Source organism: Microbacterium sp. LS_15 (assembly GCF_041954735.1).
GTDB lineage: Bacteria > Actinomycetota > Actinomycetes > Actinomycetales > Microbacteriaceae > Microbacterium.
In genome coordinates, this window is the sequence record NZ_JAVAYD010000007.1 from 70,626 (window position 1) to 86,435 (window position 15,810).

Here is a 15,810-nt window from a genome sequence, read left to right on the forward strand (position 1 = left end):
GTCACACCTCCGAGACCCGGAAGCGCCGGACCATCCAGATCAGCACCGGCGCCCCGATGAACGCGGTCACGACGCCGACCGGCACCTCGCCCGCGGTGATGACGCGGCCGAGCACGTCGGCGAATCCGAGCACGATCGGAGCGATGAGGACGGAGTAGGCCATGATCCATCCCAGGTGCGGTCCGACGATCATCCGCGCGACGTGCGGAGCGAGCAGCCCGAGGAAGCCGATCGGCCCGGCCGCCGCGGTCGCGCCGCCGGCGAGCAGGGCGATCGCGATGAGCGCGACGACGCGGATCCGGTTCGGATGAGCGCCCATGGCGACGGCTGACGCCTCACCCAGCGACAGGACGTCGAGTGCCCGCGAGCTGAGCAGGGCGATCACGAGGCCGACGACGATGAACGGCACGATCGCGGCCGTGGCATCCAGAGGCTGGGAGGCCGTGGTGCCCGCCGACCACCCGCGCATGCGCTCGAGCACTGCGGAGTTCGACAGCAGCACGGCGGAGCTGAATCCGGTCAGCACGGCACCGAGGGCGACTCCGGACAGCGTCATCCGCACGGGGTTCCCGCGGGCGGCGCCGGTGTTGCCGATCATGAACACCGCCACCGAGGTGAGCATCGCGCCGGCGAACGACCACCACATGTACTGCGAGATGTCCGTGACGGCGAAGAACGCGATTCCGACGACGACCGCGAGGGAGGCGCCGGCGTTCACCCCGAGGATGCCGGGGTCGGTCATCGGGTTGCGGGTGACGGCCTGCATCAGCGACCCGGCGACGCCGAGCGCCGCCCCCGCCACCAGCACGAGCACGGTGCGCGGCACCCGCGAGAACCAGACCGTCTGCGATATCGCGTCGTCGGGACCGGGGTGCAGCAGCGCGTTCAGCACGTCGGCGGGCGGCACGGCGCGCGATCCGACCAACATGCTGGCGGCGAGCGCGAGCACGCACAGGATCACGAGCGGCACGAGTCCGACGAAGCGACGGGGGGCGCGGGTCTGCACGCCGTCGCGCTGCGCCTCGACGAGCGAGACCTGCGACATCATGGGGCGGTCTGTGTGGGGCGGGAAGGTCAGGCGACCTTGGCGGATGCCGAGACGAGCTCGGCGACATCGGTCAGCCACTGCGCGTACGTCGACGCCGTCATGGCCCCCTTCGAGCTCCACGCGCCGAGCTGACCGGCCTTCACCGCGGGGAGCGCATCCCACAGATCCGCCGAGAACGAGAAGTCATCGGTGTAGCCCTCGACGAGCACGACGTCGGCCGGATAGCTCGACGCGTCCTCCCAGGCCACCTGGCCCCAGGGGTTACCCGTCGCGGGCGCCTCGGCACCGACGACCGTCGCCCCCAGCTCTTCGAGGAGGTCGGCCTGCGCGAAGCCGACTCCGGTGTACAGCATCTCCTTCGTGGGGCTCGCGAGCATGATGCCCAAGCCGTTCTCGGCGACCGCGGCGCTGACCGCCGTCTTCGCCGCGTCGAGCGCCTCGTCGGAGGCGAGGATCTCCTCCGAGGCGACATCGCCTCCGAAGAACTCCGCGATCTCGCGGGTGTCGGCGATGCGCTCGTCGATGGTTTCGCTGCCGGGCAGCGCGACGAACGGCGCCACACGGGTGATCTGCGCGTTGACGTCCTCGTCGAACCACTGCCAGCCGTCGGCCGTGCCCTGACCGATGATCGCGTCGGGGCGCAGTTCGGCGAGCTTCTCGACGTCGATCTCACCGTCCTTGCCGACCACCGGGATGCCGCTGACGTCGGCGTCGCCCATCACGAAGGCGTTGTCGCACTCGAACCCGAAGAGGGCGATGGGCTCGATGCCGTATTCGTGGAGCGAACTGTACGCATAGCAGTCCATGACGATGTCCTCGGGCTGCGCGTCGAAGTCGATCTCGAGCCCGTCGAGCGTCGGGTGCACGAGGGTGACGCCGTCTCCTGCGTCGGCCGCCTGCCCTTCCGCCACGTCGCCTGAGGCGCACGAGGCGAGCAGGAGCGCGGAGGCGGAGACGAGGGCGGCGAGGGCGAGGCGGCGATTCACGGCATGACCATTTCTGTCGTCGAACGGGGATGCCCCGAGGCTAGCAACGACAACTTAGGGTAGCCAAACCTAAATGTATCTCCCGGCGTGTCGCCGCGATCAGCCGATCTGCTCCGTCAGCTCGAACCAGCGCAGCTCGAGCTCCTCGATCTCCGCCTCCTGCTCGCCGATCTTCTTCATGCGATCCCCGAGGCCCGCGTAGTCAGACTGATCGTGGTCGGCGAGCGCGTGCTTGGCCTTGTCGACCTGGTCGGTGAGCTTCTGGATCCGACGCTCCAGCGACGAGATCTCCTTCTGGGCCGCGCGCAGCTCGGCGCCGTCAAGACCGGACGGCGCCGCCGCGGCATCCGTCTTCGCCGCGGTCGCCGGGGTGGCGTCCTGCAGCTGACGGAGACGCAGGTACTCGTCGACGCCGCCGGGAAGGTGACGCAGCCGGCCGTCGAGGATCGCGTACTGCTGATCCGTGACCCGCTCGAGGAAGTACCGGTCATGGCTGACGACGAGGAGGGTTCCGGACCACGAGTCGAGGAGGTCCTCGATCGCCGCGAGCATGTCGGTGTCCATGTCGTTGGTCGGCTCGTCGAGGATCAGCACGTTGGGCTGATCGAGCAGCACGAGGAGGAGCTGCAGCCGTCGCTGCTGGCCTCCCGAGAGGTCCTTCACAGGGGTGGAGAGCTGCGCCGACGAGAACCCCAGACGTTCGAGCAGCTGCCCCGGCGTGAGATCCTGCGCCTTCGAGCCGGTCCCCATCGTGTACGAGGTGCGGAGACCGGAGATCACGACGCGCACCGGATCGTTCCAGTGCTGCTCGAGCTCGTCGAGGCGCTGCGTCAGGGTCTTCACCTTGACCGTGGTGCCGCGCTTGATGCGGCCCTCGGTCGGTTCCACCGTGCCCGAGATCAGTCCGAGGAGGGTCGACTTGCCGGCGCCGTTCACCCCCAGGATGCCGGTGCGCTCGCCCGGTGCGATGCGCCACTCGACGTCGGACAGCACGCGCTTCGTGCCGCCGTCCTCTGTCGGGTACGTGACTCCCACGTCGAGCAGGTCCACGACGTCCTTGCCGAGGCGCGATACGGCGAGCGACTGCAACGACACGGTGTCACGGATCTCCGGTACGTCGGCGATGAGCTCGTTGGCGGCCTCGATGCGGAACTTCGGCTTGCTCGTGCGGGCGGGGGCGCCGCGGCGCAGCCAGGCCAGTTCCTTGCGCGCGAGGTTCTGCCGCTTGGCCTCGGTGGCCGCCGCCATGCGATCGCGCTCCACGCGCTGCAGGATGTACGCCGCGTAGCCGCCTTCGAAGGGCTCGACGAGGCGGTCATGCACCTCCCAGGTCTCGGTGCAGATCTCGTCGAGGAACCACCGGTCATGGGTGACGACGAGCAGCGCGCCGGAGTTCGCCGCCCACCGCCGCTTCAGATGTCCGGCGAGCCAGGTGATCGCCTCGACGTCGAGGTGGTTGGTCGGCTCGTCGAGGGCGATGACGTCCCAGTCCCCCGCGAGCAGCGTGGCGAGCGACACCCGCCGGCGCTGTCCTCCGCTGAGGGAGCCGATGCGCGCATCCCACGGCAGATCCGTGAGGAGTCCGGCGATGACGTCGCGCACCCGCGCGTCGCCCGCCCACTCGTGCTCGGGCGTGTCGCCCACCACCGCCTCGGCGATCGTGACGTCGTCGCCGAGGGTGTCCGCCTGGGAGAGGACGCCGATCGTGGTGCCGCCGCGTACCGTGACGCGGCCCGAGTCGGGCTCCTTGGTGCCGGCGAGCATGCCAAGCAGGCTCGACTTGCCGTCGCCGTTGCGGCCGACGATGCCGATGCGGTCGCCCTCCTCGATGCCGAGGGTCACGGAGTCGAAGACGACCCTGGTCGGATATTCGAGGTGCAGGGCTTCAGCCCCGAGAAGATGTGCCATGTCGTCTTCCAGGGTAGTCGCGCGGGACGCCGCCGCCGCGCGGGCTGGTCAGTCGCCCGCGGTCGCGGTGATCTGCGCGATCCAGTCGACGGCCGCCAGCGCCTCGCGCCGCTGGAAATCCCGCAGCGCGTCCATCCCCGGGGGCGCAGGCCATCGGCACTTCTCGAACCACCCGCCCCCGATCGCGGCGAGGAGCGGGATGTGGTCGGCTGCGGCCGAGCCGTCGAACACCGGGTGAGAACGCAACGACTCGACATCGGCTGCGGGGTCCTCCACCCGCAGGTCGAGTAGATACAGGAGCGCGTCCTCCCACCCTGCTCCGCGAGCAGCCCACGGCCAGTCGAGCAGACGGGCGCATCCGGCTCCGTCGATCAGGATGTTGTCCGCGCGGAGATCGCCGTGCACCAACCGCTCCCCCGCAACCGCAGACCCGACGCGTCCCGCATGCTCCTGAAGGAGAGCGACGTTCTCGATGCACCACGGTGTGGTCGTGCCGAGGAGGTCAGCGCGTGCCAGCCGCTCCCACGAGCCCGCATCCTCGGCGAGTTCGTCGGCGAGACGCGGGAGAGACGCGGGAGGTTCCGCAGCGGCGAGCGCGGCGATCGCGTCGAGCACGAGGGCGGTGTCGAGCGGCGAGTCCTTCCGCGGATGCCGGCCGTCGACGTCCTCGATCGTGAGCACCGCCCAGTGGTCGTCGTCGAACGCGTCGATGAGGTGGGCCGCGGGCAGGTCACGCGGGATCATCCGCAGGATGTCCGCCTCGCGTCGATAGAGATCGAAAGTGCCGGAAGACGATGCATGCACCGCCTTGACGAAGCACCGTTGCCCATCGGCGAAGAACACACGCGATGCCAGGCCTGCGGAGAAGCCACCGTGTTGGGTGCGAGCCTCTTCGACCGTCGACCCAGCGGACTGCTCGACGCGCGTGCGGACGTCTGAGGGGAGTTCCGACCACTCAAGACGCGCCATCGAGCCACCCTATCGAGCCCCGGGAGCTGCGCCGGATCACCGCGCTCCTGCCGCGCGGGACGAAGATCCGGTATTCCGCGAATAGCAAGTCGAATCTTTGTTCCAACGTCGGTGGTCGGTGGTTCACTGAGGTCATGTCAGCTCTCCTCGACGCAACGGACTCGCAGATGGCGGCGCTCGCCGGCCTCGTCGAGACACTGCGCGTCGCGGATCAGACGCTGGCCGCGATGCAGGCGGCGCGCGATGGACTGCTCGCGGTCGCCGGCAAGCTCGCGATCGACATAGCGAGGCAGAGCGAGCACCCTGACGGTGGAGACCATGCGATCAGGTCGGTCGCGGCGGAGATCGGAGCCGTGCAGCGGGTGAGCGACCGCACCGTCGAGCGTCGTATCGCCGACGCGACACTGCTCGTCGACCAGTTCCCGACCGTCTGGGCGGCGCAGGGCGCCGGCCGACTGAGCGCGGCCCACGCGCGGGTGATCGTCGACGCCGGCGCACACCTCGTCGACGATGCCCATCGCGCGGCATACGCCGCGGTCATGATCCCGCTTGCCGAGGCTGAATCGCCGAACCGCCTCCGACCGCTCGCCCGCCGCGTCGCCGAACGTTTCCTCATTCGCTCGGTGGATGACCGGCACCGGGACGCACGCTCCGCCCGCCGGGTGTGGATGACCGACAGCGAAGACGGTATGGCCGACCTGCACCTGCAAGCTCCGGCGGCGCTGGTTCATGGCATGTTCGATCGGCTGTCGCAAGCGGCGCTCGCCCTGCGCGACGAGAACCGCCGAGCCTCGCGCGCCGCGGCTCGAGAAGGGACCGAGCACGACGGCGATGAACGGACCGTCGACGAGATCCGCGCCGACCTGCTCACCGATCTCGTGCTCACGGGCTCGCCCTCCGGACATGACACGGCCGACGGGATGCTGGGGGCGATCCAGGCTCACGTGGACATCACGGTGCCCGTGCTGACTCTCATCGGCGGCGGCGCGGCGGACGCCGCAGCATCGCCGCCCGCCGAGCTGGACGGCGTGGTCCCCGTGGATGCCGACACCGCCCGCGTCCTCGCCGGGAGCGCCTCGGGATGGACCCGCGTTCTCACCCATCCTGTGAGTGGACAGATGCTGGCCGTCGACCGGTACCGACCGACCGAGCACCTCCGACGGCACCTGCGCGTCCGCGACCAGCGCTGCCGCTTCCCGGGTTGCCGGATCGCCGCCCGCAAATGCGACCTCGACCACAATCACGACGCGGTGACCGGAGGTCCGACGTGCGACAGCAATCTGGCGCACTTCTGCCGACGCCATCACGTACTGAAACACCACTCCCCCTGGCACGTGGAGCAGGTACACGGCGGCGTGCTGCGCTGGACGAGTCCCACCGGTCGGACCTACATCGACACCCCACCCACGCCGAACACGGTCGTGTTCCGACAAGCCGACGATGTCGGGGCGATGCGCGACACCGACGGTGCTCCGGTGATGAACGACTCCGAGCCTGCGGGGACGGCCACCGGTATCTGGGCGAGGATTCCGGTCGCGGCACCCTTCTGACGCAGACCGCCGACCGCAGACCGCCCCACGGCGTGCGGCGTGGCGCGACGGCGCCACGGCGCGCGGCGTGGCGCGACGGCGTGCGGCGTGCGGCGTGGCGCGACTCTCGACTCCGCGCTGGGCCGCACGGGAATCAGGCCCGCGACGGGACCTCGACCGACTCGATGCCCCGAGCGGCGAGCGCGGCGCGGTCCGACGCCGTACGCGACGTCACGACCGTGACCGCCACACCCTGCTCGCGCAGGTCGTGCCAGCGCTCGAAGACGCGGCCGCCCGGGGCGAGGTCGGTCCTCGACAGCGGCAGGTCGTCGGCATCCACGTCGACCACCACGGCGACGGTGCGCGGGACGACGCGCGCCCCGGCATCCGCCCGCGCCTGCGAGACCAGCTCGGCGAAGCGCCGCCCGAGCGGCTTCACAGCGTTGTCGACGTCGAGAAGTCCGAGCGAGTACTCCAGATCCTTGTAGTCGCCGAGGGCGCGCGACACATCATGCGAGCACCACCAGGTGATCCCGTACAAGCCCTCGGTGGTGAGCGCCGCCTCCACCGTGCGAGACGCGAACTCCGGCATCTGATCGTCCGAGAGGTTCATCGACGGCGCACCGACCTCCTGCAGCCACACCTGGCGCTGCGGGTCGGAAGCGAAAGCCTTCGACAGCTCGATCATCCACTCCGCATGGCGCACCGACTGCGGCGACAGCCCGCCGTACATCGCGGCGGTTCCGTTGAAGATCCAGGAGTGCACGGTCGTGACGTCACCCAGCCGGGTCGCGTGCACAGGCAGGAACGGGTGCTCGTCGCGGTACCAGAGGTGATCGTTCTCGCTGTGCACGATCACGTGCCGCGGGTCGGGATCGACCGGCGCCGCCAGCAGCGACCGCAGCCAGTGAGCGATCTGATCGCTGCTCGCCGGCATCGCGGCGGGGTTCGGAAGCTGGAACTGGTTGAGCTCGTTGCCGAGGGTGAGACCGAGGAGGTTCGACCGGTCGCGCACAGTGTCGTAGACCGCTCTGACGAGGTCCGCCTGCGCCTGAATGGCCGGCTCGTCGACGAACATGTTTCCGTCATGCCAGTTCACGAGCCAGGCCGGGACGAAGTCGAACCCCGACATGTGCCCCTGGATCACGTCGACCGCGATGTCCAGGTCGAACTCAGCGGCGATGTCGGCGACGAGCGCGATGTCGTCGAGAGCCTTCCCGCGGATGAGTGTGCGATTCGGCTGCAACGTCGGCCACAGCGGGAAGACACGGACATGGTCGAGACCCAGGCCGGCGAGCGCCGCGAAGTCCGCGCGGACCACGTCGGCATCGATGCTCATCCACTGGAACATCCAGTCCTTCGACGGGGTGTAATTCGCACCGAAACGGGGCGCAGCAGAGGAGGAAGAGGAGAAGAGGTCGGTCACTGAGAGTCCTTCATGTGTGGTGCGGTCTTCGTCAACGTTCGGTGTTCTCGTGCCGGATCGGGGCCGGACCGCTCGATTCCCGGACGACGAGACGCCGCGCCGAGACCGTCTGCGAAACGGCGTCCTCGCCGTTCGCGAGCCGGGCCAAGAGCGCCACCGCCGTGCGCGCGCTCTCCTCGACAGGGGCGTCGAGAGCCGTGAGCCGCGGGCGCACGAGCGACGACACCCACGAGTCCTCCCAGGCGATCACCGACAGCTGCTCGGGCACGCGCACACCGATCTCCGGGGCGTGGGCCACGATCTCCGCCGCCATCGCCTCGCTGTCGACGAGCAGGGCGGTCGCTCCTTCCGACCGACGGAGCAGATCGGCGACCGGATCTGCTGCCGCGGCATCCCACTGCAGCACGAACGGCACGATCCCCCGCCCCTCGGCCGCATCGACGAAACGCCGGTCGCGATCCCGCGAGTGCACGAGACCCGGCGAATCGCTCACGCGCGCGATCCCGCGGTGACCGAGATCCTGCAGATACCCGAGCACCGAGTCATACGCGGCATCGTCCTGCACGGTGACCGCCGGAACGGCGTCGTCGACGGGCGCGCCCAGCAGCACGGCCGGGGCACCGAGCTCCCGGACGAGCGCGACGCGGGGATCGCCGTCACGCAGGTCGACGAGCAGGAACGCATCGACTCGCTGCTCGCTCCACCACTCGCGGTACACGCCCTCCTCGTCATCCGCCTTCACGAGTGTGAGGGCGAGCGACCAGCCGATCTCGGCCAGCGGCGACGTGAGTCCGGCGATGAGCCGCATGAAGAACGGATCGCGTTCGAACGTGTCGCCGGAGCGCGCGACGACGAGTCCCAGACTGCGCCCGCCGCGACCGCTCACCTTGCGGCTGGCATAGTTCGGCCGCCAGTGGAGTTCGTCGGCAGCACGGCGGATCCGCTCGGCCGTAGCGGCCGACACGTTGGGGCGCCCATTGAAGACATGCGACACCGCCGACGGCGATACCCCGGCGCGGGCGGCGACCGCGGCGATGGTGGCGCGGGCGGGCTTCTTCTCGTTCATCACCACCGAGATTAGGGTGTTGACCGCCCGATGTAAAGCGGTATACATTAATCGCACGTTGACGTGTACCGCTTTACAAGAGCGACGCGACGGCATCCCGAACCCGCAGACGCACCGCAGCTCTCAGGAGGTCTCATGACCGCAGGCACCGCATCCCCCGGCATCAGCAGACGCACGTTCCTCGGGGCCGTGCTCGGCACGGGGGTCGCCCTCCCCCTGCTCACGGGCTGCGGCCCTCTCATGCCCGCGTCGAGCGCACGCGGCTCGATCGCCGTGCACACGCAGCTCAGCGGAGCAGTCTCCGGCGCACAGGTCTTCTCGGATGTCGTCGCCGCCTATTCCCGTGCGAACGACCGGCCCGTCGCACTCCTCAAGAACGGATCCGATCTGCCGATCGTGTTCGAGACGAGCTCGCTCGCGGGCAAGGAAGCCGACATCGCCATGGTGAACCTCCAGGGGCGCACGCTCTCGTGGACGCGGCTGGGCGCGACCATCCCCGTCGAGGAACTGCTCGACGAGTGGGGACTGCGCGACAAGATCATCCCCGAGGCGCTCGAGGAGTGGACCGACGACGAGGGACACCTGCGCGCCTTCCCCTTCACCAGGACCAACTGGCCGGTCTCCTTCAACACCGGCCTGCTCGACGAAGCCGGTGTCGCGATCCCCACCACCTCGGACGAGCTGATCGCCGTCGCGGATGCGCTGCGGTCGAAGGGCATCGGACCGGTGACCGTCGGCGGCTCCGACTGGAGCGGTCAGAAGATGTTCCTGCAGATCCTGCAGGGGTTCCTGACCCGCGAGGAGGCGACCAGGGCCTTCTCCACCGGCCGACTCTCCGAGATCCCGGGTGCAGTGGCAGGCGTCGAGCACTTCGTCGAGCTTCGCGACGCCGGCGTCTTCGTCGACAACGTCCAGGGGTACACGTCCGATTCCGAGCTCACGCAGTTCAACACCCGGAAGGCCGCGATCGTCCCGGCGATGTCCTCTGCGCTCTCGCTCGTACCGGCCGAGCGCGCGGCCGAGGTCACAGTCGGCGGCTGGCCGGTACCGTCGCGCGGCGGAGTCGTGTCGCACCCCACGGTCATCCAGAGCTACAACGGCCACGGCATCTGGATCAGCGCGAACGGGGCCCAGAAGCTCGACCTGCTGAAGCCGTTCATCCAGAACCTCTACACCCCCGAGGTCACGAGCGAGTTCATCCTCGGATCCGGCCGAGACATGAGCCGCATCACGGATGTCGTCAGCAAGGACTTCCCGCTGGTCGCCCAGGCGTCGCAGCTCACCCCCGAGCAGGTGACACCGGTCATGCTCCCCGACCTCCTCATCCCCGACGCCGTCTTCGAGCCGATGATCCGCGCGACGGCGATGGCCTACGGCAACGCGTCGGCCGACCAGATCATCGACCGTTTCGAGAAGGCCTACGACGCGGCCTGACGGCCCGAGAGGACACCATGACCGCGATCGCCCCTCCCCCGACCACGGAGCAGATCACCACCGCTGCCCCTCTTTCCGGACGCCCGCGCCGCTCTCCGCTGCGCGAGCGCTTCCCCGGCCTCGCACTGCCCGCCCTGATCTGGTACGCCGTGTTCATGATCGGCCCCGTGGTGGCGATCTTCGTCATCTCGTTCCTGCGCTGGCCCGGGATGCTGGAGACGCCCACCTTCGCGGGATGGGACAACTTCCGCGCGGTGTTCTCCGACGCCACGTTCTGGGCGGCGCTCGGCAACTCCGCCGTGCAGATCATCGTCGGCCTGCCGATCATGATCGTGCTCGCGTTCCTCCTCGCCTTCTACGTCGTGCAGAAGCCCCGCGGCCACAAGGTGCTGCGATACCTGCTCTTCATCCCCGCGCTGATCTCGGCTCCGGCGACCGCCATGGTCTTCTACGCCATGCTCAACCCCGACGGCCTCGTCAACGGCGTGCTCGCGCCGCTCGGCCTCGCCGGCAACGCCTGGCTCGCCGACCCCGCGACCGCCCTCGGCGCGATCATCGCCGTCGAGTTGTGGAGCGGCATCGGCTACTCCGCGGTGCTCATCGCAGCCCGCCTCGACGGCGTCGACACCGAGATCGTGCAGGCGGCCAGGGTCGACGGCGCCGGAGACTGGCGTGTGGCGTGGCGCATGTACTGGCCCATCGCGCAGGACTTCATCGGCGTCGTCACGATGCTGCAGTTCCTGTCGCTGCTGTTCAACTCCGCGCAGACAGTGCTGCTGCTGACGCAGGGCGGACCGGGAACCTCGACGATGACGCTGTCGTACCTCATCTACAGCAAGGCGTTCGTCGAGACGAATCTCGGCTACAGCCAGGCCGTCGGCGTCATCCTGTTCATCCTCGGACTGTCCGGCATGTGGCTGATCCGGCGCACTCTGCGCGCCACCCACTGACCGGACGAAGGAGACTCCCCCATGGCATCACGCACCGTCATCCCGCTCCGCGACCGCATCGGATCGATCACGAGCGGCACGCTCGCCTGGCTCTACGCGGCCGTGCTGATCATCCCGTTCTACTACTTCATCTCGTCGTCGTTCAAGACGAACGAGGAGATCTTCGAGTCCCCCTTGGCTCTGCCGAGCACGTGGGACTTCTCGAACTTCGAGACGGCTCTGCGGCAGGCAGACCTGGGACTGGCGGTCGCCAACTCCGCCCTGACGACCGTCGCCGCTCTCGTGCTGACGCTGCTGCTCGCGCTGCCGGCCGCGTTCGCGCTCGCCCGCGCGCAGGGACGCGTCGGTCGGATCATCGAGACCGTGTTCAGCCTCGGTTTCCTGATCCCCTCGTTCGCCGCACTGTTCCCCACGTTCCTGCTCGCAGCCTCGCTCGGACTGTTCCACACGCGCACGTTCGTGGTGCTGCTCCTGCCGGCCACGGCCCTGCCGTTGTCGATCGTGATCCTCACGGCATTCATGCGCACCATTCCCCGTGAGCTCGAGGAGGCCGCGTCCATGGACGGCGCCACCACGCTCCAGGTGCTGCGCCAGGTCTATCTCCCCATCTGCATTCCCGGGATCGCGACCGTGCTGCTGCTGAACTTCCTGTCGTTCTGGAACGCGTACCTCTACCCGCTCATCCTCATCGGACCGGATACCGCGCAGCGCACGATCCAGGTGGCGCTGCCGACCCTCAAGGTCGACGCGGGTACCGATTACGGCGTGCTGATGGCCGGCACGCTGCTGACGCTGCTCCCCGTCTACCTCGTGTACACCGTGCTGCAGCGGCAGATGCAGCGCGCACTCGTCTCCGGGGCGATCAAGGGATGACGGACGGCAGCCCGCGTACGTCCAGCGCCGCGCTCCCCCTGCGCGAGCGCGTAGGTCAGATCAATCAGCGCCTCAAGGGCTGGGAGGCCGTCCGCTGGATCGACGGCCGCCCGCGCATCACCGACATTCTGCGCCGAGAGGTCGATCGCTGGGGAGGGATCGGCGCTGTCTACGGCGTGCTGCGGGCCGACCCCTGGTCGCAGGTGCGGTGGAGCAACGGCATCCCCCCGGAGCGTAGCGCCGAGGCCTATCGTGCCGTGCAGGATCACATCGTCAGCCACGGCAGCGGGCTGCCCGCGCTCTTCGTCGAGGAGGTGCCGCACGGGCTGATGGCACTCGGCGGCACGACGCTTCCGGTGAATCTGGCGCTCGGGGCCGGTATGGACCCCGATCTCGCCGAGCAGCTCGCCGCGCACGTCGCCGCCGAGACCCGCGCGAGGGGCGCACACGTCGCGCTCGTATCGGGGCTCGACATGCTGCGCGACCCGCGCTGGGGTCGCGCAGAGGAGTGCTTCAGCGAGGACCCGGCGTTGGCGGCGCTCCTCGTCGCCGCGACCGTCCGAGGGATGCAGGGCCCCGGCGAGGGTGCTGCGCGCATCCCCGACGACCGCATCGCGGTGGTCGCGAAGCACCTCGCAGGGCAGGGCTCGGGCATCGGCGGCCGCAACGGCTCCGGGGCGCCGATCGGACAGCGCGAGCTCGGCGAGATCCACCTCCGGCCGGCGTACGCCGCCGTACAGGCGGGTGTCGCGGGCTTCATGGCCGCGTACAACGACATCGACGGCATCCCCTGCAGCGCGAGCCGCGACCTGCTCACCGGGACGCTTCGGGATGAATGGGGGTGGCTGGGGCTCGTCATGGCAGACGGCACTGCGATCGATCGCCTCCGCGACAGCACCCCCGATCCCGGGAGCGCCGCGGCCCTCGCGCTGGAAGCCGGCGTGGATCTCAGCCTGTGGGACGAGGCCTTCACCCATGTGGAAGAGGCCGTCGACCGCGGGCTCGTCGACGAGGAGGTCGTCACCCAGGCGGCGAACCGCGTGCTGGCGCTCAAGAGCAGACTCGGCCTGCTCGACGATGGCCGGGATGATGCGTCAGATCCGGATGCAGCGGATGCGGTTCCGGCAGCGCGATCGGATGCCGACGCGCGCACCGCGCGTGCATTCGCGACCCTCGTCGATCGTGCTGCCGCGCAGTCGGTCGTCGTCGTGCACGATCACGGCGGTCTGCCCCTTCCCGCGGTCGGCACTGTGGCGGTCATCGGCCCCGGCGCAGACGACCTCGACGCACAGCTGGGCGATTACACTCCGCCGCGTCCGACCGACGACCCACGGTCGTCGACCGTGCGCCGTGCCCTCGTCGCGCGGCTCGGAGCGGGATCGGTCCGGTTCGCGCAGGGCTCCCGGTATCGACAGCCGCTCGACGGCGGAACGGACGCCGTGCACGCGGCCCTCGATGGCGCCGACACCGCGGTCGTCGTGCTGGGCGGCACCAGTCGTCGCAGCTACGACGACGAGTTCGCCGACAACGGGGCTGTCGACGCACCGGCACCCGACACGACCAACGGCGAGGGCGTCGACCTGTCGCAGCTCGCGCTCCCCGACGCGCAACTGGCCCTCCTGCGCGCGGCGCGCGAGACGGCACCTCGCGTCATCGCCGTGGTGATCGACGGCCGACCCCGCCCCCTTCATGACGTTATCGAGCTCGCGGATGCCGTGGTGCTCGCACCGTTCCCCGGCCCGACGGGCGGAGCGGCGATCGTCGACGCGCTCTTCGCGGGCGTCGGCGGCGGCCTGCTCCCGGCGACGCATCCCCGCACGGACGGCGTTCTCCCCGTGGCTCACGACGAACGACGCGAGACGGCCCGCGGCTACCTCGACGCCCGGCACCCGGCGGGACTCCTGCTGGGCATCGGGACGCCGACCGGTCTCTCCGTGCGCCTCGCTGCAGCAGAGGTCACCGTCACCATGGCCGCGCTCGCCGGAGGAGGCACGATCACCATCGACGCGGAGGTCTCCAACACCTCCGGCGCGGAGATCGCGATTCCCATCCCGCTGTACGGACGCCGCTACGAGCGCGGCGTCCGCCCGCGTCGCCGCAGCCTCCTGGCTGTGCGACGTGTGCGCCTCGCCCGTGGGACGAGTACTGTGATCCGATTCGAACTGGGCCTCGACGAGCTGGGCTCCTGGGCCACAGGACGCCCGCTCGCCGCTCGCACCGAGATCCACGTGTGGGCGGCGCCCGCAGCCGACCCGAGCGATGACGCCCTCGTGCTCCACGTCGTCGACGAGGAAGGACGCACCGGATGGGACAGCTGACGCCCTTCGAGCCCGACGAGACGACCCGAGCGCAGCTCGCGTCGGCCGCTGACGGCGTCCGTCGTACGAGCGGGCAGCGCATCGGCGACCTCACCGAGACGGCGCTGCTGCGCACGCTCACCGACACCGTCGGGTTCGACGCAGACGGGCGGGTCTTCGTCATCACCGGCGACATCCCCGCGATGTGGTTGCGGGACTCCACGACGCAGCTCACTCCCTACCTGCGCTTGCTCGACGGCAACACGCAGATCGCGGATCTCGTCGAAGCCGTCGTCCGCCGCCAGTTCGGCTTCCTCGCCCACGACTCGTACGCCAACGCCTTCAACGACGGCCCGACCGGCGCGCACTACGACCCGAACGACGTCTGCGAGGATCCGGAGGTCTGGGAGCAGAAGTACGAGATCGACAGCCTGTGCTATCCCGTCTCGCTCGCGCATGAGCTGTGGCGCCGCACCGGCCGAGCCGGATTCCTCGACGACACGGCGCACGACGTGCTGCGCACCATCGTCGCGCAGCTCCGCGCCGAGCAGGATCACGACTCCTCTCCGTACCGGTTCGAGCGAGAGACGACGATTCCGACCGAGACGCTCGCCCGCGGTGGCCGCGGCACGGCGGTCGGCCGTTGCGGCCTGACCTGGAGCGGCTTCCGACCGTCCGACGACGCGTGCACCCACGGCTACAACATCCCCGCGAATCTCTTCGCCGCCCAGGCGCTGCGCGCCCTCGCCGAGCTCGCCGAGAAGGCTCTGGGCGATCAGTCCCTCGCGGCCGACGCCCGCTCCCTGTCGGAAGAGCTGCGCCGCGCGGTCCACACACACGGCGTCGTCTCCGGACCCGACGGCTCGCCGATCTATGCCTACGAGGTCGACGGCCTCGGCGCCGTGCTCGTCATGGACGACGCGAACACGCCGTCGCTGCTCTCCCTGCCGCTCCTGGCGCCGGACGTGATCGACAGGGAGGTATGGGAGGCGACGCGCGCCGTCATCCTGAGCCCGGCGAACCCGTACTGGTTCACGGGAACCGCGCTCCAGGGGATCGGAAGCCCGCACACCCGTGAGCACCGGGTCTGGCCCATCGCCCTCGCCGTCGAGGGACTCGTGGGCACGCCGGACGACCGCATCCGCCTGCTCGCGACGATCGCGGAGACGGATGCCGGCACCGGCCACGTGCACGAGAGCATCGACGTCGACGATCCCACGATCTTCACCCGACCGTGGTTCTCCTGGGCCGAGTCGATGTTCTGCGAGCTCGCGCTGCACGTCGCGGAGGATGCGAGAACCGCCCGAGTCTGACGACCCGGGCG

At 69.7% G+C, this 15,810-nt stretch carries 12 protein-coding genes; 6 read left to right on the plus strand and 6 right to left on the minus strand.

Features of this window, described 5'->3' with window-relative positions:
• Position 1 precedes the first annotated feature (1 nt).
• The 4 genes from RAC69_RS10600 to RAC69_RS10615 form a co-directional block, all read right to left on the minus strand.
• The gene (locus RAC69_RS10600; protein WP_375086774.1) at positions 2 to 1,048 is read right to left on the minus strand and encodes an iron chelate uptake ABC transporter family permease subunit; all 1,047 of its coding nucleotides are present in this window, start codon (positions 1,046 to 1,048) and stop codon (positions 2 to 4) included.
• A 26-nt stretch (positions 1,049 to 1,074) separates the two neighbouring features.
• Positions 1,075 to 2,034, minus strand: coding sequence for an ABC transporter substrate-binding protein (locus tag RAC69_RS10605; protein ID WP_375086775.1), 960 nt, complete (start codon positions 2,032 to 2,034; stop codon positions 1,075 to 1,077).
• Between the two features lie 99 nt (positions 2,035 to 2,133).
• Positions 2,134 to 3,942, minus strand: a complete 1,809-nt coding sequence (locus RAC69_RS10610) for an ABC-F family ATP-binding cassette domain-containing protein (RefSeq protein ID WP_375086776.1) — start codon at positions 3,940 to 3,942, stop codon at positions 2,134 to 2,136.
• A gap of 48 nt (positions 3,943 to 3,990) precedes the next feature.
• Positions 3,991 to 4,911: a phosphotransferase gene (locus tag RAC69_RS10615; protein ID WP_375086777.1), complete on the minus strand. Its 921-nt coding sequence runs from the start codon at positions 4,909 to 4,911 to the stop codon at positions 3,991 to 3,993.
• Positions 4,912 to 5,045: 134 nt separating this feature from the next.
• Here RAC69_RS10615 and RAC69_RS10620 point away from each other — a divergent pair, with 134 nt between their 5' ends.
• The gene (locus RAC69_RS10620; protein ID WP_375086778.1) at positions 5,046 to 6,461 is read left to right on the plus strand and encodes a DUF222 domain-containing protein; all 1,416 of its coding nucleotides are present in this window, start codon (positions 5,046 to 5,048) and stop codon (positions 6,459 to 6,461) included.
• A gap of 133 nt (positions 6,462 to 6,594) precedes the next feature.
• On the opposite strand, the gene RAC69_RS10625 is transcribed toward RAC69_RS10620, so the two are convergent.
• Together RAC69_RS10625 and RAC69_RS10630 are read right to left on the minus strand one after the other, a co-directional pair.
• Positions 6,595 to 7,866, minus strand: a complete 1,272-nt coding sequence (locus RAC69_RS10625; RefSeq protein ID WP_375086779.1) for a glycosyl hydrolase — start codon at positions 7,864 to 7,866, stop codon at positions 6,595 to 6,597.
• A 31-nt stretch (positions 7,867 to 7,897) separates the two neighbouring features.
• Positions 7,898 to 8,932, minus strand: a complete 1,035-nt coding sequence (locus RAC69_RS10630) for a LacI family DNA-binding transcriptional regulator (protein WP_375086780.1) — start codon at positions 8,930 to 8,932, stop codon at positions 7,898 to 7,900.
• A 135-nt stretch (positions 8,933 to 9,067) separates the two neighbouring features.
• Here RAC69_RS10630 and RAC69_RS10635 point away from each other — a divergent pair, with 135 nt between their 5' ends.
• The 5 genes from RAC69_RS10635 to RAC69_RS10655 are packed head-to-tail and all read left to right on the plus strand — an operon-like array spanning position 9,068 to position 15,799.
• Positions 9,068 to 10,366 (plus strand): ABC transporter substrate-binding protein, encoded by a 1,299-nt coding sequence (locus RAC69_RS10635; RefSeq protein ID WP_375086781.1) that lies wholly within the window; start codon positions 9,068 to 9,070, stop codon positions 10,364 to 10,366.
• A 17-nt stretch (positions 10,367 to 10,383) separates the two neighbouring features.
• Positions 10,384 to 11,316, plus strand: a complete 933-nt coding sequence (locus RAC69_RS10640) for a carbohydrate ABC transporter permease (protein ID WP_375086782.1) — start codon at positions 10,384 to 10,386, stop codon at positions 11,314 to 11,316.
• A gap of 21 nt (positions 11,317 to 11,337) precedes the next feature.
• Entirely contained in the window at positions 11,338 to 12,189 is an 852-nt protein-coding gene (locus RAC69_RS10645; protein ID WP_375086783.1) for a carbohydrate ABC transporter permease, read from the plus strand.
• A complete protein-coding gene (locus RAC69_RS10650; protein ID WP_375086784.1) occupies positions 12,186 to 14,507 on the plus strand; it encodes a glycoside hydrolase family 3 protein in 2,322 nt (773 codons plus the stop codon). The genes RAC69_RS10645 and RAC69_RS10650 overlap by 4 nt, the downstream gene beginning before the upstream one ends.
• Entirely contained in the window at positions 14,495 to 15,799 is a 1,305-nt protein-coding gene (locus RAC69_RS10655) for a glycoside hydrolase family 125 protein (RefSeq protein ID WP_375086785.1), read from the plus strand. Before RAC69_RS10650 ends, RAC69_RS10655 begins: the two co-directional genes overlap by 13 nt.
• Positions 15,800 to 15,810: the final 11 nt, after the last annotated feature.